Below are 19,245 nucleotides of genomic sequence, written 5' to 3' on the forward strand. Positions count from 1 at the left end.
CGGCGCGGCTGTGCGGTTCTTGTGAGCCGCCCTGGGTGCGGTGCGGCAAGGGGTCCGGCGCCCCGGGCGGCTCCGCCGTGGCGGGCGGCCCGGGGCGCCGGGCCGGTCAGCCGGTCACCTCCTTGTCCCCGGCCAGGGCCCGGGTGCGGTCGGTGACGGTCTTGGTGAGCTTGGTCAGCGCGGTGTCCAGCTCCTTGGACGCGGCGCCGGTGGCGCGCACCTGTTCCGCGAGGGACTTCAGCTGCCGGTCCGCCTCGCCCGAGCCGTAGAACTCCCGGTAGAGCCGCTGGTACGCCTTCTTGTAGACGGCGTCGAAGGCGTCCGACCCGAGGAACCTGGTCTTCAGGACGTGCTGCATGAAGCCCCCTCGGCCCGCCGGTGCGTCCGCGCCCCCGCCGCCGCCGGCCGCCCCGCCGGGCATGCCTTCCGGCGCCTTCTCGGGCATACCCTGCGGCGCCTGGTCCGGCATCCCTTCCGGTGGCTGGTCCGGCATCCCCTCCGGCGCCTTGCCGGGTGTCCCTCCGGGCGTGCCGCCCGCCGCTCCCCCGGGCCCTCCGCCCGGCATGCCGACGGAGTCGTCCGGGCCCGCCTTCGCGTCACCGCTGAAGGTGAGGTTGTAGTCCCAGCCCAGGACGGAGAACTTCCTGGTGTCCAGGTCGTACCACAGCAAGTAGTTCTTGCCGGGACCGGCCATGTCGTCGAAGTTCAGCAGCAGGTTCTGTGCCGCCAGGTAGGCGGCCAGCGAATCGACGTCGACATACCTGCCGAGGTCCCGGGCGAACTCCTCGTCCGAGGCGCCGTTGACCCATTTGATGAGCCGCATCACCGGTTCGAGGTCCTGGCTGCCCTTCTTGTTGAGCTGGGCGAAGGAGGTCTCGTACTCGGTCGGGTCCTCGCCGCGGTACTCGAAGCTGCCGCCCGCCTTCGCCTTGTACAGCACGCCGTTGCCGTCGCCGACGTCGGCCGCGTAGTCGGTGTCGGGCGCCTCGACCATGAGCCGGGTGGCGGCGGGCCGGTTGTTCACCTTCAGCTCGGTGAAGCCGTACCGCTCGGCCTTCTGCCCGCTCTTCCCGGTCAGGGTGAGGGACAGCGCCTCGTTGAGGGGGACTTGGCCGTTGCTGCCGGGACGCAGCGAGATCTCCCGCTCGCCCTGGTAGGCGCGGCCCTCCACATACTCGTCGATCTTGACCAGCCAGGGCAGCTCCTCCGGTCTGCTCGGCGAGAGGTCATACTGCACCATCCCGCCCATGCCGCCGGGCCCGTCGCCCGCGGGCCGCCCCTGGCCGCGCTGCGCCCCCGCGCCCGCCCCGGGGGCGCCGGCCGTGGGAGCGCCGGCCGCCCGGCCGCCCGCCGCGGCGCCCTGGGGGGCACCGGGCAGCTCGCGGCCGCCGCCCGGCAGACCCCGGCCGCCCCGCAGGGAGGACAGCGTGGAATTGCCCTTGAGGCGGATCCCGACGTCGTTGAGGTAGACGCCGTCGACGACGAGGTCGGCCTCGATGTAGTCCTTGGTGCCGTCCTTCTTGAACTCCTTCATCATCTTGTCGAACTCGGTCTGCCGGTAGGTGAGCTGGATCGAGTGCGGGACCGATGTGTCGTACAGGTCCACCGAGCCTCGGACGTCGTCGGTGATGGGGTCGCCCTCGGCCCGGGAGGACGACGTGACGTACGGGGAGATCCGCGCGTCGCCCAGGAAGACCACCATCGCGGCCAGTCCCACGCCCAGGCTCGCGGCGGGTCTCCAGTGGTGGCGCAGCCGTACGGGGAGCCGGTCGCGCAGCCTCCGCCCGCGCCGCACGGGGGTGTCTTCGGCCATCACAGATCCGTGGTGTCGTAACCGGTCAGGACCGTGACCCGCTGGCCGGACGTCCGCTCCTGGAGCGCGCTGACCAGGTCGCCGGGTTCGGCGCCCTTCTTCAGCCGCACCGTGTAGAAGACCTCGGTCAGCGCGCCGCCGCGGATGGTCTCGGTGCTCACCAGCTCGAACTCGCTGGTGTACTTGATCAGTACGTCCCTGATCTGCGGCGTGTGGTCCTCACCGGCCGGCACCTGGACCTTGACGACCTGCCGCTGCACGTTCAGCGCGAACCAGTCGAACTTGAACATCACGACGACGACGGCGCAGACGACCACCGCGCCGACGGCGGCCAGCGTGTAGAACCGGGCGCCGCAGGCCATGCCGATCGCCATCGCCAGGAAGATGAACCCGACGTCCCTGGTCTCCTTGACGGCGTTGCGGAAGCGGACCACGGACAAGGCGCCGACCAGGGAGAAGGCCCGCGCCAGGTTCGAGCCGACGACCAGCATGATCAGCGCGACGATCATGCCGACGATCACGAGTGTCTGCACGTAGGACTGGCTGTAGGAGACATTGCGGTGCGTGTACCGGTACACGTAGCCGATCAGGGTGGACAGGACGAAGGACAGCACCATCGCCACCACGACGTCGGCCACGCTGAACGTGCCACTGAGTTCCTGCAAGTCGAAGTTCACTGTGCTCCTACCTTCAACGACGCGTTCCGCGCCGGCCGCTGCTGCGGCAGACCTTCGGTGGTGGGGTGCGGCGGGACGTCCGTCTCGCCGATGTGGAAGACCGAGCGGGGTGCCAGGCCGAACGCCTCGATGGACTGCACGTACTTCGAGACGCGGACGAGGTTGAGATTGCGGCGGGCGGCCAGGTCGGTGATCCAGTGCGGGGTGCGCTCGTTCACCTTGATCTCCATGACCGACAGGTGCGGCGGGACCGTGAACCGGTTCTCCGGCGTCCGCGTGCCGAAGTGGAAGTTGCGGTCCCGGCCCCGGATCCGCCGGTCGAAGGTGACCCGCAGCCCGGTGTCGGCGGCCCGGCCGACCAGTGCCTCGCGCTGGTAGCCGGTGATCGCGGTGGGCCGCAGATCGAGCCGCACGACCAGTTCGAGGACCTCCTGGACGAAGGCACGCTCCTTCGCGGAGTGCTCCACCAGTTCGCGGTCGTCGCACAACTGCCGTGCCACGGCGTAGGGAAGGGTGATACGGCGCTTTTGCGTGACCCGGTTCACCCGCTGCTTGATCTCCACGCAGACCGGGGATTCCTCGGTGACCCCGTCGAGGTCGCCGTAATGCCGGATGCGCAGCTTGCGGCGGAACTTCAGGCCCTCGATCTTCTCCCAGTAGAAACGGAGCCGGGGGCTGTCGTAGTACAGGCTCCACACGCCGTAACCGCCGACCGGACTGTGCAGATCCCGGTCCATCCGCTCGGCCAGTTCGTCCCGGATCTCCGCGGCCTGCTCCACCGGGACCAGGTATTTCAGCTCGAACCGGTTGAACGCGTGCAACCGGCTGGCCACATGCAGCGGCTCCTCGCTCCCCTCGTCACCGCTCGCGGCCACCTCAGACACGGACACCATGCGCCTCCTCGCTCATACGTCGCCGACCGCCCGCCCCGGCCATACGCAACCAAGGGCACATGAGGAGCCGATGAGAATCGCGGGTCGATTCCAGGAGTCCTGTAAATGGCCGAAAGATGAACGAGAGGTGAAGCACGCTCCGCGGCCGACCGGAAAGCAGCAGGAACACAAGAAAGAAGGACCGCAAGAAAAAGAAGAAAAAGAAGGAAAAGAAGCGAAAAGCACGGAAGAAAGGGAAGTGCCAGGAAGTGCTGAAAAGGCGACGGAAGAGCAGAAGGAGCCGTCGGGGAAGCGGGGGTCAGCCCATCTTCCGGTCGAACCAGAGCGTCACGAAGGTGGGCAGCAGGCCGGTCCAGAACAGGAACTCGGGCCCGGTGCGCTCCGTCCACGGCACCTGGGTGAGCAGCAGGGCGCAGACCATCGCCCAGGCGGCCTGGCCCAGGACGATCCGCGGCCACAGACGACGGCGGACCAGCGAGACCAGATTGATCCGCACGCCCGCGCGCAGCCCGCGGTAGCGCAGCAGCGCGCCCACGCCCCAGATCACCGCCATCGGAACGAGGTCCCACAGCCGCTGCCCCGGCGAGAGGGGCAGCGCGCGGGAGGTGTCCGAGGAGAACAGCCCGACACCGGCGCCGGCGAGCGCCACACAGAGCAGGGCGAGCCAGCGGGTCCCGCGCAGCAGGCGGTAGGAGGCGTGGTCCAGGCCCTGCCGCAGGGCGGCGGAGCCGGGGGTGACGGCGAGCGCGTCCGCGTACAGGGCGGCCGCCTCGGCGGCCCTGACACCGGCCGCGCTCGCCACCTTGCGGGTGCGCCTGGCCAGCGCCTCCGGGTGCTGCGGGTCGAGCCGCAGGATCGCCCGGTCCAGCGCGTCGGCGGCGGCCGCGTCGCCCGACAGCCGGGCGATCAGCTGGGCGACCTCATGGGCGTACACCTCCTCCGGACCCAGCCGCAGCGCCTCGCGCGCGAGGGCGGCCGGCTCCGCGGCCAGTTCGGTCAGGTCCCGCGCCTCCAGCTGTCCGCCCCTGGCCTGGCCGCGGCGGACCAGCCGGGCCCGGAAGACGAGGTCGGCGAGCCGGGCGTACGGGTACCAGTGGTGCGGGGCGAGGCGCACCGCCGCGCGCAGCGCCTCCTCGGCCTCCTCGAAGCGGCCGTCGACGTGCCGCAGCACGGTGCCGCGCAGGATCAGCGCGTCGACGTAGTGCGGGTCGGCGCCGAGCGCCTCGTCGCAGGCGTCGAGGGCTTCGCGGTGCCGCTGGAGGGCGTGCCGGGCGCGGCCGAGCAGCAGCCAGGCGCGGGCGTCGTCGGGGTACTCGGCGAGATGGCCGCCCAGCAGGGCCGCGGCCTCCTCGTACCGCCCGAGGCCCAGGAGCCCGTCGGCCCGGCCGACCGCCGGGTGCGCGGTGGTCACGGCCGGTCCGCTCCCCTCCGGACGGCGGTCACAGCTTCCGCTTCTTCTTCAGATAGGCGACCAGGTCGTCGTACATGCCGCCCTCGTTGGCGAACATCGCCACGTTGCGGGCCGAGGCGAACCAGGGGCCGGTGGAGGGCACCACGTCCTGGGCCGCGGCCAGCAGGTCCTTCGTGCCGATCATCCGGACGGTGCCGGTGCGCGCGGAGTCGAGCAGGGCGCGCTCGGCGGCGGCCTCGCACACATGGGCGAGGTCGGCCCCGGAGAAGCCGTCGGTGGCCTTGGCCAGGCGGACCAGGTCGATGTTCTCGACGGGTCGTTCGCGCAGGTGGTAGCGGAGGACCGCCTCGCGCGCCGGGGCGTCGGGCGGCAGGACGAGCAGGGTGCGGTCCAGGCGTCCGGGGCGGCGCAGGGCGAGGTCCACGTCCCAGGGGACGTTGGTCGCGGCGAGCACGAACACCCCTTCGTTGGCCGCCGAGTCGATGCCGTCCAGCTCGGTGAGCAACTGGTTGACGGTGTTGCGCATGCCGCTGTGCGCGGTGCGGCTGCGCTTGGCGCCGAGCGCGTCCAGTTCGTCGAGGAAGACCACGCAGGGCGCCTGGCGGCGGGCCGTCTCGAAGATCTCGTGCATGTTGCGCTCGGAGTTGCCGACCCACATGTCCAGGACGTCGTTGACGGACACGGACAGGAAGCCCGCGCCGAGTTCACCGGCGACCGCGCGGGCGATGAACGTCTTGCCGCAGCCGGGCGGCCCGTACAGCAGCAGTCCGCCGCGCAGGCTCTTGCCGTAGAGCCTGCGCAGTCCGGGGTTGCGCATGGGCGCGAGGAAGGCTGCCTCCAGCCGGTCCTTGACCTCCCGCATCCCGCCGACGTCGGCGAGGCGCACGGTGCCGGGCGCGTCCACGTCCCAGGCGCCGGCGCCGCCCGGGTCGTCCTGCCCGTCGGCGGCCGACGGGGTCTCGGCGAAGCGCGGCGGCACGATGTCGCCGACCTGCTCCTCGGCCGCCCGCCAGTCGAAGCCCTCCGGGGCGGGCGGCCGGGGATCCTGCGGCGCGGCGGACTCCTGCGCGGGCGCGGACGGGAGCCCGGCCGGGGTCGGCGGCTCGGAGGCGGCCGGCGGCTCGGAGGTGGGCGCGGGCGCGGACGCGGGCTGCTGCGGCATGCCCATGGCGCGCGCCATCAGCTCCCGGGCCTGGGCGTCGCCGGGCGCGTGCTGGAGGGCCACGGCGACCTCGGCGACCGCCGCGTCGCCCCGGCCCGCGCCGAGGAGCAGTTCGGCCAGGTGCAGGCGCAGGGGTACGTCCGCGGGTGCCGCCGCGACGGCCGATCGCAGGCTCTGGATCAAGGGAGAGTCTTCCGCCATGGCGTCCAGCCTACGGAGGCCGTGATCACCGCCCGCGCCCCGCCCCCGGGTCCGCTCCCGGCCCGCCCCGCGAATTTTGCTTCACCGTACACGTAGATGCATAATGTGCTTATGCATAAGCGGGTTATGGACCAGCCGGAGGCGGACGCGACCGCCGAGGACCTGATGACCGCCGTGGAGCAGATGGTCCGGTACGTGCGCCAGAGCGCCACGGCCGGCGGTCTGAGCACCGCGGCCTCCATGGCGCTCGGGCGGCTGGGCCGCGAGGGGCCGCAGCGGCTCACCGAACTCGCCCGCGCGGAGAACGCCTCGCAGCCCAACATGACCCAGCTCGTCACCCGTCTGGAGCGTGCGGGCCTGGTGCGGCGCACCGCCGACCGGACCGACGGCCGGGGCGTCCTGGTGGAGGCCACCGAGACCGGCCTGGAGGTCTACCGGCAGCGGCGGGCCGAGCGGATGCGGGCCCTGGAACGGCTCGTCGGCGAACTGACCGGGCCCGAGCGGCACGCGGTGCGCGTCGCCCTGCCCGCGCTGGCCCGCGCCGTCCAGGACCGGCCCGCGCCTTCCTGACACGCACCTCCCCGGCGTGCGCCGGACCGGCCCGTGCCGTACGGGCGCGGCGCACCCGCCCCCGTTCCGCCAGAGCGGCGGCCCGCCCCGCCGGGCCCCGAGAGCGTTCCATCGACACACCCGAGTGGAGAGAAGCGGTAATGAGTGCACCGCACGGAAAGACGGCCAGCCCGTTCCGGCAGCCGAAGGCCGTCTGGGCCGTGGCGTTCGCCTGCGTGATCTCGTTCATGGGGATCGGCCTGGTCGACCCGATCCTGCCCGCCCTGGCGGAGAGCCTGCACGCCACGCCGAGCCAGGTCTCGCTGCTGTTCAGCAGCTATCTGATCGTCACCGCCGTGGCGATGCTGTTCGTCGGCTGGTTCTCCAGCCGCTTCGGCGCCAAGCGCACCCTCGTCATAGGTCTGGCCGTCATCGTCGTCTTCGCGGCGCTGGCCGGCTGCACCGGCTCCATCGACGGCATCGTCGGCTTCCGGGCCGGCTGGGGCCTCGGCAACGCCCTGTTCATCGCGACCTCGCTGGCCGTGATCGTCGCCTCCGCCAGCGGCGGCTTCGCGGGCGCGATCATCCTGTACGAGACCGCGCTCGGCCTCGGCATCGCGGTCGGCCCGCTGCTCGGCGGCGAACTGGGCGCCGTCAGCTGGCGCGGCCCGTTCTTCGGCGTGGCCGTCCTCATGGCCATCGCGCTGGTCGCCACCCTCGTCTTCGTGCCCTCGCTGCCCAAGCCGAAGCGGCCCACCTCGCCGCTCGCCCCGCTCAAGGCGCTGCGCCACCGCGGGCTGCTGACCATGGGCATCATGGCGCTGCTGTACAACTGGGGCTTCTTCACGATGCTCGGCTACGCGCCGTACCCGATGAAGCTGAACGCCCATGAACTCGGGCTCGTCTTCACCGGCTGGGGCCTGCTGGTCGCCGCGTTCAGCGTCTTCTTCGCGCCCCGCCTCCAGGCGCGTTACGGCACCGCACCGGTCCTGTACGCCAACCTGCTGGGCCTCGGCATCGTGATGGCGGTCATCGCGGCCGGGGTGTCCACCCCCACCGTCGTCATCGTCGCGGTCATCGTCAGCGGCGCGTTCATCGGCATCAACAACACCCTCACCACCCAGGCGGTCATGCTCGTCTCGCCGGTCGAGCGCCCCGTGGCCTCCTCCGCGTACGGCTTCCTGCGCTTCATCGGCGGCGGCCTGGCGCCCTACGTCGCCGGGAAGCTGGCCGACGCCACCGACCTCAGCGTCCCCTTCTACCTGGGCGCCGCCACCTTCCTGCTCGCCATCCCGGTCCTCGCCAGCGGGACACGGACTGCTGCGCCGGGCCGAGGCGCACACCGGTGAGGGCGAGCCCGTGACGTCGGCGCTCACCCCCGTGGGCACCCCGGCCGCGGCCGGTGCCCGGCCGGTCGTCGTCGCCGTCGGCGCCCATGACGGGGCCGCCGCCGTCGTCGACGCCGCCGCCCGCATCGCCCGTGACACACCGGCAGCCCGCTGGAGGTCGTGCACGTCGAGGAGACGGCCGTGGTGGAGGAGCAGGCCGTCGACACCGAGTCCGACGAGCGGGCGCGGGCCACGGTCACCGCCCACCTCGACCGGCTCGCCGCCCAGGGGGTCGCCGCCTCCGGCCAGATCCTGACCGGCGTCGGCGACCACGCCGCCGCGGGCCGCGCCCTGGCCCGGCACGCCGCCGGAGTCGGGGCGCGCGCGGTCGCCGTGGGCCGCTCGCCGCGCGGGCCGCTCGCGCAGTTCGCCGACGGCAGCTTCACCGCCGCCCTCACCCGCGCCGCCGAGTGCACGGTCGTCCTCGTCGACGCCGACAGCGCTCCCCGGGAGCTGACCGAGGACGCGCTGAGCGAGCTGCGCGACAGCGTGGTCTGACCCGGCCGGTCCGGTACCGCACGGGCCGCGGCGCACCCGGGCGCCGCGGCCCGCCGGTGTCCCCGGACCCTCCCCGCGCGCCCTGCGGACTCCGCGGGCTCTACGCTCCCCCGGCGAGCAGTTCCGCCAGCACCTCGGCGAACGCCGTGATCCGGTCGAGCTCCGCTCCCCGGCGGGCCATCCGGAACCCATGGCGGCGCCCCCAGAACGCCGCCTGGACGGCGTGGAGCTGGGCCCACCGCAGGACGCGTGCGCGGTCGAGTCCCGCGGCCTCGGAGAAGACGTCCACGATCCGCCGCGCGGCCCTGCCGAGGTCGTCGGCACCGATGAGGGACAGCGCCCGGGACTTGAGCAGTGTCCCGCCGTCGTAGGCGGGATCCCCCGCGTATCCCTTGGGGTCGACGGCGAGCCACGGTTCCCGCTCGCCGGGCAGGATGTTCCCGGCGTGCAGGTCCCCGTGGACGAGCAGCTCCGGCTGGGCGCGGCCCTGTTCACGGACGGTGGCGAGCGCCGCGCCCAGCGTCCTCGGCGCGAGGCGGTGCGGCAACTCCCGGGCGTCTGCTTCCAGTTGTGCCTCCCACTCGGGGACACGGTCAGCGAGCCGGGGCAGCCCCGGCGGTGCCGGGACGGCCAGCCGTCGGCTGAGCCGGCCCGCGACCGCCACCAGTTCGTCACCGTCCGCGAGCCGGCCCAGGGGCGTGGTCCCGGCCCGCTCCAGCAGCAGCGCGTAGCGCGCGTCGTCGCGCGCGTGCAGCAGGACGGCGCCACGCCCGCGCCAGGCGGCGAACGCGTCCGGCTCATGGACGTTGCCGGGGTGCGGAAAGGACACCTTGAGCACGGCGGGCCGCCCGCCGGGCCGGAGCACGGGGACCACAAGACCGACTCCCCCGTGCAGCACCGCCCCGTCGGGCACGCACCCCCAGCGCCGCGTCAGCTCTTCCGCCAGCGCGGGCAGCCGGGCGATCCAGGCCGCCCCGGGCGCCCCCTCGCGCTCGACGGTGCCCCGGGCCAGGGCCTCCGGAATCACGATCATCCGTGCACCCTACCGGCGGCCCCGCGCACTGCCGGGAACCGGCAATTCCCTTACCGGGAAAGGCCCGTCGAACGGGTCGGTGCGCACTCTGGTCAGCGGGACGGCGGTGCGCTATACCTTCTTCGCGTGATTGATTCTGCTTGTTTGAGCACCCTACCAAGCACGTTCAATCATCATTGTCCGGTTCAGTGACGTGTGCGAAGGGATCGACATGACCGCTCCACCCCGCAGACGAAAGGCCCGCCGCTCCTCGGGGGCGGCACTGGCGGCCGCGGCCGTGCTCGCGGTGCTCGCGACCACGGCCGGTCCCTCGGCACCGGCCCTGGCGGCCGAGTCGGCCGGTGCCACGGCCTCCTCCGTGATCGGCGCGGTCACCGGCTTCGCGCACTCCGGCGCCGCCTACACGTTCACGGCGGGCACGGCCAAGGCGCGGGTCACCTTCGTCACGGCCGACACCTTCCGCATCGAGGTCGCCCCCGACGGCACGTTCACCGACCCGGTCGGCGCCGACATCGTGCTGCCCCAGGGCAAGGCGCCCGCCACCCGCTGGCGCGACCGCGGCGACCGCTACGAGCTGTCCACGGACAAGGTGACCCTGCGCGCCTACAAGTCGGCGCTGCGGTTCGGCCTGTACCGCGCCGACGGCACCCGGCTCTGGGAGGAGTCGCGCGGCATCAGCTGGGACGGCACCTCCACCACCCAGACCCTGGCGCGCGGCGCCGACGAGCAGTTCTACGGCACGGGCGAGCAGAACGGCAGCGGCAACACCTCGCACCGCGGCAAGACGCTCCAGGTCGGCGTCGACTACAACTGGAACGAGGGCGGCCACCCCAACTCGGTGCCGTTCTACCTCTCCTCGGCGGGCTACGGCGTCTACCGCAACACCTACGCGCCCGGCACCTACGCCTTCACCGACCCGGTCACCACCACCGAGCGGGAGAACCGCTTCGACGCCTACTACTTCGCCGGGAACACCGCCAAGGACGTCATCGGCCAGTACACAAAGCTGACCGGCCGCCCGATGCTCCCGCCGGTCTACGGCCTGGAGGTGGGCGACTCGGACTGCTATCTGCACAACGCCAACCGCGGCGAGCGGCACACCCTGGACGCGCTCAAGGTCGCCGACGACTACGCCAAGAACGACATGCCGCTGGGCTGGATGCTCGTCAACGACGGCTACGGCTGCGGCTACGAGAACCTCGCCGAGACCGCCAAGGGCCTCAACTCCCGCAAGATGCAGATGGGTCTGTGGACCGAGGACGGCCTGGACAAGCTGGCCGACCAGGTCAAGGCGGGCCAGCGGGTGGCCAAGCTGGACGTGGCCTGGGTGGGCGACGGCTACAAGTTCGCGCTGGACGGCTGCAAGGCCGCCTACCAGGGCATCGAGGACAACAGCGACGCGCGCGGCTTCACCTGGGCCCCGGAGAGCTGGTCGGGCGCGCAGCGCTGCGGAGTGCAGTGGAGCGGCGACCAGTCCGGCAGCTGGGACTACATCCGCTGGCAGATCCCGACGTACGCGGGCGCCACCATGTCGGGGCTGGCCTACACCTCCGGTGACGTGGACGGCATCTTCGGCGGCAGCGCCAAGACGTACACCCGCGACCTGCAGTGGAAGTCCTTCCTGCCGGCCGTGATGACCATGGACGGCTGGGCCGCCAAGGACAAGCAGCCCTACCAGTACGGCGAGCCGTACACCAGCATCAACCGCAAGTACCTGAAGCTCAAGGAATCGCTGCTGCCGTACATGTACACGTACGCGGCCGAGGCCAACCGCACCGGCGTCGGCGCCGTGCGTCCGCTGGCGCTGGAGTACCCCGACGACCCGAAGGCGGCGGGCGACGCCGTCAAGTACGAGTTCCTGACCGGCAAGGACTTCCTGGTCGCGCCGGTCTACAGCGACACCTCGGTCCGCGACGGCATCTATCTGCCCAAGGGCGACTGGGTGGACTACTGGACCGGCAGGACGTACCACGGGCCGGTCACCGTGAACGGCTACCAGGCGCCCCTGGACACCCTGCCGCTGTTCGTCAGGGCGGGTGCCGCGATCCCGATGTGGCCGGGCGTCAACTCCTACCAGGACCGCACCGCCGGCTCCCCGCTGGCCTGGGACGTCTACCCGCAGGGCCGCAGCACCTTCACCCTGTACGAGGACGACGGCGTCACCCGGCAGCACCGCGCCGGGAAGTACGGCGAGCAGCCGGTGACGGTGACCGCCCCGCGCAGCGGCGCCGGGTCCGTGCGCATCGCGGTCGGCGCCGAGTCCGGTGACTTCACCGGCAAGCAGAAGAGCCGCCCGTACGCCTTCACCGTGCACACCGGTTCGGCCCCGGCCCACGTGGGTCTGGACGGCCGGACGCTGCCCCGTCTCACCTCGAAGGCCGCCTTCGACGCGGCCGGCCAGGGCTGGTGGTACGACCCCTCCGACCGGGCCGGGGTCGTGCAGGTGAAGACCCGCGCGCTGAGCACCGCGCACGGCTTCCGGATCGACCTCGCCGGGGCGAGCGCGCTGGGTGGCAAGGTGCCCGGGGCCACCGGAGACGTCGCGGTCACCGCGCCCGAGGAGCTGGGCGCCGGAGTGTCCGCCGAGGTGAACGTGGACTTCACGGCGGGACGCACCGGCGCCACCGCCACCCGGCTGTCCCTGACCGCGCCCGAGGGCTGGACGGTGTCACCGGCCAAGGAGCTGGGCCGCGTCGCGCCGGGCCGCCGGGTGAGCGCGCGGTTCACCGTGACCGCCCCGGCCGGTGCCACGGCGGGCGAGGCCGTGCTGAGCGGCGGCGCGCGCTACCGGGCGGCGGGCGAGGAGCACACCGCCACCGCGCGGACCGCGCTGCGCACCATGCCCGCGCCGCCCAAGGGCGACAGCTGGGCCAGTGACCTGGCCTGGCTGGGCTCGACCAACGGCTACGGACCGGCCGAACGCGACCGGAGCAACGGCGAGTCGGCGGCGGACGACGGCCGTCCGCTCACCCTGAACGGCACCACGTACGCCAAGGGCATCGGGGTGCACGCGGACTCCGACATCGAGTTCTGGCTCGGCGGGCAGTGCTCCTCGCTGACCGCGACCGCCGGTGTCGACGACGAGATCAACGGCTACGGCGGGGTGTCGTTCTCGGTCGTCGCCGACGGCAAGAAGGTGTGGTCCTCCCCCACCGTCAGCGGCGCCTCGGACCCGCTGCCGGTGAACGTGCCGCTGGCCGGGGCCCGCCATGTCCACCTGGTGGTGACCGACACGGACGGCACCAAGTCCGGTGACCACGGGGACTGGGCGGACGCGAAGTTCCACTGCGCGGGCTGACCGGTCCGCCGCGCTACGGTGCCCCGGCCCCCCGGGCCGGGGCACCGGCCTGTGCGGTGCTGGCCCGGACGATCAACTGCGGGTCCACCGAGGCCGGTTCGGGCACCGCGCCCGGGTCGGCGATCAGCCGCAGCAGATGCGCCACGGCGAGCGTGCCCATCTGGCTGAACGGCTGGGCGACGGTGGTCAGGGACGGCGAGCAGTACTCGGCCAGCTCGATGTCGTCGACCCCGACCACGGAGATGTCCTCGGGCACCCGGCGCCCCAGCTCGTGCAGGGCCCTGATGGCGCCGAAGGCCATCTCGTCGCTGGCGACGAACACCGCCGTGGCGTCCGGGATCCGGCCCAGGATCAGCCCGTTGCGGTAGCCGGAGGCCGGGGACCAGTCGCCCTCCAGCGGCGGCGGCACCGGGCGGCCCGCCTCCTGAAGGGTGCTGCGCCAGCCATCGCGCCGCGCCGCGGCCTCCAGCCACTCCTCGGGGCCCGCGATGTGCCAGACCGTGTCATGGCCGAGGTCGAGCAGATGCCGGGTGGCCAGCCGGGCGGCCAGGCCCTGGTCGATGGCGACGACCTCGGTGGCATCGGTGCGCGAGCCGTCGATGGTGATGGTGGGCGTGGCCCGGGTGAGCTGCTCGATGCGCGGGCTGCCGTGGATCAGCGGCACCGACAGGATGACGCCCTCCACGTCCTGGTCGGCCAGGCGGGACAGGGCGGCCTCGATGGCGGAGGTGTCCAGCGAGGTGGTGGTCGCGGTGCTGACCGCGTACCCGGCGGCCTCGGCGGCGTGCTCGATGCCCGAGGTGACCGCGGCCCGCGAGTAGAAGTTCGTCTGGAGCGTCACCACGCCGATGGTGCGGCTGCGGCCCGAGGAGAGCATGCGGGCCGCGTTGTTGCGGCGGTAGCCGAGCTGCTCCACCGCGGTCAGGACCTTGGCGCGCGTCTTCTCCTGCACATTGGGGTGGCCCGACAGCACCCGGGACACGGTCTGCGCCGACACCCCCGCCACCCGGGCCACGTCCGCCATCCCCGGCGGCCGTCCCCCGCCGTCCTTGAGCTTCGCCATGGGTTCCTTCCTCGTACCGGACGTCGATGATATCGCCCACACGGCCGTTCATCAGCTCTTTCACCGGGTCGGGGCTTTCCCTGGACCCCACTATTGGCATCGATAACATTCTCTGCCATAGTTTCGGCATTCAGCGCGCCGGCCCACGGCCGGGCCTCTGCCCCGTGCCGTGCGCCTGGCCTCGCGGAGGCACCTCCTCCGCACCACCCAAGCCCTTCAGGAGGAGCCGTGAAGCGATCCATTGCCCGAATTGCCGGGATAGCGGGAGCGTTGGGCCTCGCCCTCACCGCCACGGGATGCGGCGGATCCGACGGCGGCTCGTCCTCCGCCTCCGGCAAGGGATCGATCACATTCTGGGGCTGGGCGCCCGGATACGAGGACGCCGTCACCGCCTTCAACAAGAGCCACCCGGACCTCAAGGTCACCTACCAGGCCGTGCAGCCGGGCGCCAAGGGCGGCTACCAGAAGATGCTCAACGCGGTGAAGGCGGGCAACGCGCCCTGTCTGGCCCAGGTCGGCTACGAGACGCTGCCCAGCTTCGCGGCCCAGGGCGCCCTGAAGGACGTGACCAAGTACGCCTCCGCCGACCAGGGCGACTACCAGAGCGCGGCCTGGCAGTCGGTCTCCCTCGGCGGCGCCGTCTACGGCGCGCCCGTGGACACCGGCCCCATGGCGCTCTTCTACAACAAGAAGGTCTTCGACTCGCTCGGTCTGAAGCCGCCCGTCACCTGGGACGAGTACCGCGAGGACGCCAAGAGGATCCACGCCTCGGACCCGCACCGCTACATCTCCTCGCCCTACCTGGACTACGACTACGCGGGCCTCGCCTGGCAGACCGGCGCCGGATGGTTCGGCGTCCAGGGCGACGCCTGGCAGGTGACCATGGCGTCCGCGGCCAACAAGCGGGTCGCCGACTACTGGCAGGGCCTCGCCGACGACAAGCTGATCAGCGGCGCCCCGATGTACGACCAGGCCTGGTACACGGGCATCGGCAACGGTGACATCGCCACCGTCGTCGGCGCCGTCTGGCAGGCCGGTGTCATCAAGGGCGGCGCGAAGAGCGGCTCGGGCCAGTGGGCGGTGGCACCGCTGCCGCAGTGGAGCAAGGGCGCCGGCCAGGTGGGCAACGCGGGCGGCTCCGCGACCGCCGTCCTCAAGGGCTGCGACAACCCCGAGGGCGCCTGGGAGTTCGCGCACTGGCTCGGCACCGACCGCGACGCCTTCGGCGGCCTGGTCGAGAAGGCCGCGCTCTACCCGGCCGCCAAGAAGCTGCTCGACCTGCCCCAGCTGAAGGGCGGCGACCCGTACTTCGGCGGCCAGAAGATCTACGACGTGTTCGCCGCCGCCGCGCCGCAGGTCAACTCCAGCTGGACCTGGGGCCCGCTGATGACCAAGACCGCCGCCGACCTCGACGACGGCCTCGGCAAGGCGTGGGCGGGCAAGGGCACGATCGCCGGCGCGCTCAGCGGCGCGCAGGACACGACCGTGTCGGAGATGAAGAAGCAGGGCCTGAAGGTCGCCGAGTGAACGAGTCCGTGATCGACGGGGCTCCCGCGGCGCCGGCCGTGAGCGGCGGCCGGCGCACCGCCGGCGCCGCCCGGCCGGCGCCCGCCGCCGCGCCCGCGCGTCCGGCCCGCTCACGCCGCCTGCGGCCCCTGCTCTTCTGCGCCCCCTTCCTGGTCCTGTTCGCCGCGATGTACGTCGCGCCGATCGTCTACGCGGCGGTCAGCAGCCTGTTCACCGTGCACCGCTCCGGCCTCGGCCTGACCGCCCCGACCAAGGTCTTCGACCCGCTGGGCAACTACAGCAGGGCGTTCGGCGACGGCGCCTTCCTGTCCTCGCTCGGCCGGGTCGCGCTGTTCGGCCTGGTCCAGGTCCCGGTGATGCTCGGCACGGCCCTGGCCCTCGCCCTGCTGATCGACTCCCGCTCCGCGCGCGGCAAGGGCTTCTTCCGGCTCTCCAGCTTCCTGCCGTACGCCATCCCCGGCGTGAGCGCCGCGCTGGTCTGGTCGTTCATGTACTCCTCGCAGTCCAGCCCGATCAACCGGCTGCTGCACCCGGTCGGCTTCTCGATCCCGTTCTTCCACAGCGAGGTGGTGCTGTGGTCGGTGGCGAACATCGTCACCTGGAGCTGGGCCGGGTACAACATGATCATCATCTACGCGGCGCTCCAGTCGATCCCCGCGGAGGTGCTGGAGGCCGCCCGGATGGACGGCGCCTCGGCCCTGCGGATCGCCTGGAGCATCAAGATCCCGGCGGTGCGCGGCGCGCTGGTCCTCACCGCCGTGTTCTCCATCATCGGCTCGGCGCAGCTCTACAACGAGCCGACCGTGCTCCAGCCCGTCTCCGACGGCTCGATCTCCTCGGCGTTCACCCCGATCATGTCCGCGCAGAACGCGGTCGCGGCGGGCAACTACCCGTACGCCGCCGCGCAGTCCGTCCTCCTGGCCCTCCTGGTGGGTGTCGTGTCCTTCGTGTTCTTCAAGCTGACCCACCGCGGGGAGGAGCAGGCATGAGCGCGCTGAGCACCCGGCCCGCCCTGGTCCGCTCGCGCCGGGAGAGCCGCCCGGCGAGCCGCGTCACCGTCATGGCGCTGCTGGGCCTGTCGGCCTTCTACTTCCTCTTCCCGCTGTGGTGGCTGCTGGTCTCGGCGACCAAGCCGTTCGGCGAGCAGTTCTCCGGCAACGGCCTGTGGTTCGACGGCTTCGGGCTGTTCGGCAACATCTCCCGGCTCAGCTCCCAGGACGGCGGCATCTTCTGGCGCTGGATGCTCAACAGCGTGCTGTACTGCGGGGTCGGCGCCCTGCTCGGCACCGCCTTCTCGGCGCTGGCCGGGTACGCGCTCGCCAAGTACGACTTCCCCGGGCGCGGCGCGGTGTTCGGCGCGGTCCTGGCGGCCGTGCTGGTGCCCAAGGTGCTGTTCACGCTGCCGCTGTACCTGATGTTCTCCGGGGTGCATCTGATCGACAACCCGCTGGCCGTGCTGCTGCCCAGCGTGGTCAGCCCGTTCGGCGTCTACCTCTCCCGGGTGTTCGCCGCGCAGACGGTGCCCGACGAGGTGCTGGAGGCCGGACGGCTGGACGGCGCGGGCGAGTTCCGCATCTTCCGTACCATCGGGGTGCGGATGATGCTGCCCGCGCTGGTGACGATCTTCCTGTTCCAGTTCGTGGAGATCTGGAACAACTACCTGCTGCCCGCGATGGTGCTCGGCGACGACCGGCTGCAACCGGTCACAGTCGGCCTGGTCGGCTGGAACGCCAGCCATGTCGCGGTGCCGCCCCCGCTGGTCGTCATCGGCTCGCTGGTGTCCGTCGTCCCGCTTCTGATCGCCTTCCTCGCGCTCCAGCGGTTCTGGCGCGCGGGCATGACCGCCGGAGCCGTCAAGTGACCACCTCAGCACCGCAGTCCGCGGACACCGCCGCCGCACCGGAGGCGGCCCCGCCCCTGCTCACCCACGCGGACGGCACGCTGCTGCGGGCGGGCCGCCCGCACCGCGTCCTGGCCGGCTCGCTGCACTACTTCCGCGTCCACCCCGCCCAGTGGGCCGACCGGCTGCACCGGCTCGCCGCGCTCGGCCTCAACACCGTGGACACCTACGTCCCCTGGAACTTCCACGAACGCGTGCCGGGCAAGGCCGGGTTCGACGGCTGGCGGGACCTGCCGCGCTTCGCGGCCCTGGCGCAGGAGGCGGGACTCGACGTCATCGTGCGCCCGGGTCCGTACATCTGCGCCGAATGGGACAACGGCGGTCTCCCGGCCTGGCTGACCGGTACCCCGGGCATGCTGCTGCGCACCTGCCACGGGCCCTTCCTGGACGCCGTCGCCCGCTGGTTCGACGAGCTGATCCCGCGCGTCGCCGCACTCCAGGCGGGCCGCGGCGGACCGGTCGTCGCGGTGCAGATCGAGAACGAGTACGGCAGTCACGGCGACGACCAGGACTATCTGCGCTGGGTGCGCGACGCCCTGGTGGCGCGCGGGATCACCGAGCTGCTGTACACGGCGGACGGGCCGACGGCGCTGATGCAGGACGGTGGCAGCGTGCCCGGCGAGCTGGCGGCGGCGACGTTCGGTTCGCGTCCGGACGAGGCGGCGGCCCTGCTGCGCTCGCGGCGCGCCGACGAGCCGTTCGTCTGCGCCGAGTTCTGGAACGGCTGGTTCGACCACTGGGGCGAGAAGCACCATGTGCGGTCCGCCGTCAGCGCGGCCGAGGACGTGGGCCGCATCCTCGACGCGGGCGGTTCGGTGAGCCTGTACATGGCGCACGGCGGTACCAACTTCGGGCTCTGGGCCGGTGCCAACCACGACGGCCAGCGCCTCCAGCCGACGGTCACGAGCTACGACTCGGACGCGCCCATCGCCGAACACGGCGCGCTCACCCCGAAGTTCCACGCCCTGCGCGAGAAGCTGGCCGCGCCCGGCGCCGGTGCGGCCCGGGAGCTTCCCGAGCCGCCCGCCGACGCCCCGCTGCTCACGCCGCGCACCCTGGAGGTCACCCGGCACCCCGGTCTGCTGAGCGCGCTGCGCGCGGTGGCCGAGCCGGTGCGCGCCCCGCTGCCGCTGAGCTTCGAGGAGCTGGGCCAGGCGTCCGGTCTGGTGCTGTACTCGGCCGAGCCGCTGCTGCCGCCGGGGCCCCAGGAGCTGACCGTCACCGGGCTGCACGACCGCGCCCAGGTGTTCGTCGACGGCGCCCCCGTGGCCGTGCTGGACCGCGAGACGGCCTCCTTCACGGTGCCCGGTGCCGGGGCCCGGGTGCGTCTCGAACTGCTGGTGGAGAACCAGGGCCGGATCAACTACGGGCCGCTGCTCGGCCAGGGCAAGGGCATCCTGGGCGGGGTCCGGGTGGAGCGGCGTCTGATCCACGGCTGGACCATGCGCCGGCTGCCGCTGGACGAGTGGGGGCGGCCGGAGACCGGCCGGGCGCTCGCGGCGGCGTCCGGCGAGGACCGGGCCGGATTCGCCACCGCCCGGCTCACCGTGACCGAGCCGGCCGACACCTTCCTGGCCCTGCCGGGCTTCTGCAAGGGCTTCGTCTGGGTCGGCGACACCCTGCTGGGCCGCTACTGGGAGGCCGGCCCGCAGACCACGCTCTATCTGCCCGCTCCGCTGCTGAGGGCCGGGGAGAACACCCTCACCGTCCTGGAGCTGGAGCGCTTCGGCGACCGTCTCGCCCTGCTGGACGGACCCGAGCTCGGACCGGCCGAGGAGTACGTCGAGACCTTCGACTGACCGCGCACCGCCGAGGGGGGCCACCGACCGGAC

At 72.5% G+C, this 19,245-nt stretch carries 13 protein-coding genes and 1 pseudogene; 7 read left to right on the forward strand and 7 right to left on the reverse strand.

Annotated features, from left to right (window positions below):
- Positions 1-106: 106 nt before the first annotated feature.
- The 5 genes from R4Z62_RS01775 to R4Z62_RS01795 all read right to left on the reverse strand — a co-directional run bounded on the left by R4Z62_RS01775 (position 107) and on the right by R4Z62_RS01795 (position 6,157).
- Complete coding sequence (locus R4Z62_RS01775) at positions 107-1,813, reverse strand: CotH kinase family protein (protein WP_491518940.1); 1,707 nt, start codon at positions 1,811-1,813, stop codon at positions 107-109.
- Positions 1,813-2,490 carry a DUF4956 domain-containing protein gene (locus R4Z62_RS01780; protein WP_381744743.1) on the reverse strand — a complete coding sequence of 226 codons (678 nt, stop codon included), beginning with the start codon at positions 2,488-2,490 and terminating at the stop codon, positions 1,813-1,815. The genes R4Z62_RS01775 and R4Z62_RS01780 overlap by 1 nt, the downstream gene beginning before the upstream one ends.
- A complete protein-coding gene (locus tag R4Z62_RS01785) occupies positions 2,487-3,383 on the reverse strand; it encodes a polyphosphate polymerase domain-containing protein (RefSeq protein WP_491518941.1) in 897 nt (298 codons plus the stop codon). Before R4Z62_RS01785 ends, R4Z62_RS01780 begins: the two co-directional genes overlap by 4 nt.
- Positions 3,384-3,681: 298 nt before the next feature.
- Positions 3,682-4,794, reverse strand: coding sequence for a tetratricopeptide repeat protein (locus R4Z62_RS01790; protein ID WP_491518942.1), 1,113 nt, complete (start codon positions 4,792-4,794; stop codon positions 3,682-3,684).
- A 28-nt stretch (positions 4,795-4,822) separates the two neighbouring features.
- Entirely contained in the window at positions 4,823-6,157 is a 1,335-nt protein-coding gene (locus tag R4Z62_RS01795) for an ATP-binding protein (RefSeq protein ID WP_491518943.1), read from the reverse strand.
- 111 nt (positions 6,158-6,268) lie between these two features.
- Between R4Z62_RS01795 and R4Z62_RS01800 the strand changes: the two genes are divergently transcribed.
- Both R4Z62_RS01800 and R4Z62_RS01805 read left to right on the forward strand, forming a co-directional pair.
- A complete protein-coding gene (locus R4Z62_RS01800; RefSeq protein WP_491518944.1) occupies positions 6,269-6,727 on the forward strand; it encodes a MarR family winged helix-turn-helix transcriptional regulator in 459 nt (152 codons plus the stop codon).
- A 140-nt stretch (positions 6,728-6,867) separates the two neighbouring features.
- Positions 6,868-8,592, forward strand: a pseudogene (locus R4Z62_RS01805) (MFS transporter).
- Between the two features lie 100 nt (positions 8,593-8,692).
- Here R4Z62_RS01805 and R4Z62_RS01810 read toward each other — a convergent pair.
- The gene (locus tag R4Z62_RS01810) at positions 8,693-9,625 is read right to left on the reverse strand and encodes an aminoglycoside phosphotransferase family protein (protein ID WP_491518945.1); all 933 of its coding nucleotides are present in this window, start codon (positions 9,623-9,625) and stop codon (positions 8,693-8,695) included.
- Positions 9,626-9,836: 211 nt separating this feature from the next.
- Between R4Z62_RS01810 and R4Z62_RS01815 the strand changes: the two genes are divergently transcribed.
- Complete coding sequence (locus R4Z62_RS01815) at positions 9,837-12,923, forward strand: NPCBM/NEW2 domain-containing protein (protein WP_491518946.1); 3,087 nt, start codon at positions 9,837-9,839, stop codon at positions 12,921-12,923.
- A 13-nt stretch (positions 12,924-12,936) separates the two neighbouring features.
- Here the strand turns inward: R4Z62_RS01815 and R4Z62_RS01820 are convergent, their stop codons facing one another.
- Entirely contained in the window at positions 12,937-13,986 is a 1,050-nt protein-coding gene (locus R4Z62_RS01820) for a LacI family DNA-binding transcriptional regulator (protein WP_381744735.1), read from the reverse strand.
- A gap of 228 nt (positions 13,987-14,214) precedes the next feature.
- Here R4Z62_RS01820 and R4Z62_RS01825 point away from each other — a divergent pair, with 228 nt between their 5' ends.
- Genes R4Z62_RS01825 through R4Z62_RS01840 form a run of 4 tightly spaced genes read left to right on the forward strand, consistent with a single transcriptional unit; the run spans position 14,215 to position 19,212 of the window.
- Positions 14,215-15,513 (forward strand): ABC transporter substrate-binding protein, encoded by a 1,299-nt coding sequence (locus tag R4Z62_RS01825; RefSeq protein ID WP_491518947.1) that lies wholly within the window; start codon positions 14,215-14,217, stop codon positions 15,511-15,513.
- On the forward strand, positions 15,510-16,502 hold the full coding sequence (locus R4Z62_RS01830; protein ID WP_107440568.1) for a carbohydrate ABC transporter permease: 993 nt from the start codon (positions 15,510-15,512) through the stop codon (positions 16,500-16,502). Before R4Z62_RS01825 ends, R4Z62_RS01830 begins: the two co-directional genes overlap by 4 nt.
- Complete coding sequence (locus R4Z62_RS01835; protein ID WP_064531089.1) at positions 16,499-17,374, forward strand: carbohydrate ABC transporter permease; 876 nt, start codon at positions 16,499-16,501, stop codon at positions 17,372-17,374. The genes R4Z62_RS01830 and R4Z62_RS01835 overlap by 4 nt, the downstream gene beginning before the upstream one ends.
- Positions 17,371-19,212 (forward strand): glycoside hydrolase family 35 protein, encoded by a 1,842-nt coding sequence (locus R4Z62_RS01840; RefSeq protein ID WP_491518948.1) that lies wholly within the window; start codon positions 17,371-17,373, stop codon positions 19,210-19,212. Before R4Z62_RS01835 ends, R4Z62_RS01840 begins: the two co-directional genes overlap by 4 nt.
- The last annotated feature ends 33 nt before the right edge of the window (positions 19,213-19,245 follow it).

The organism is Streptomyces sp. PL-25 (assembly GCF_058344915.1).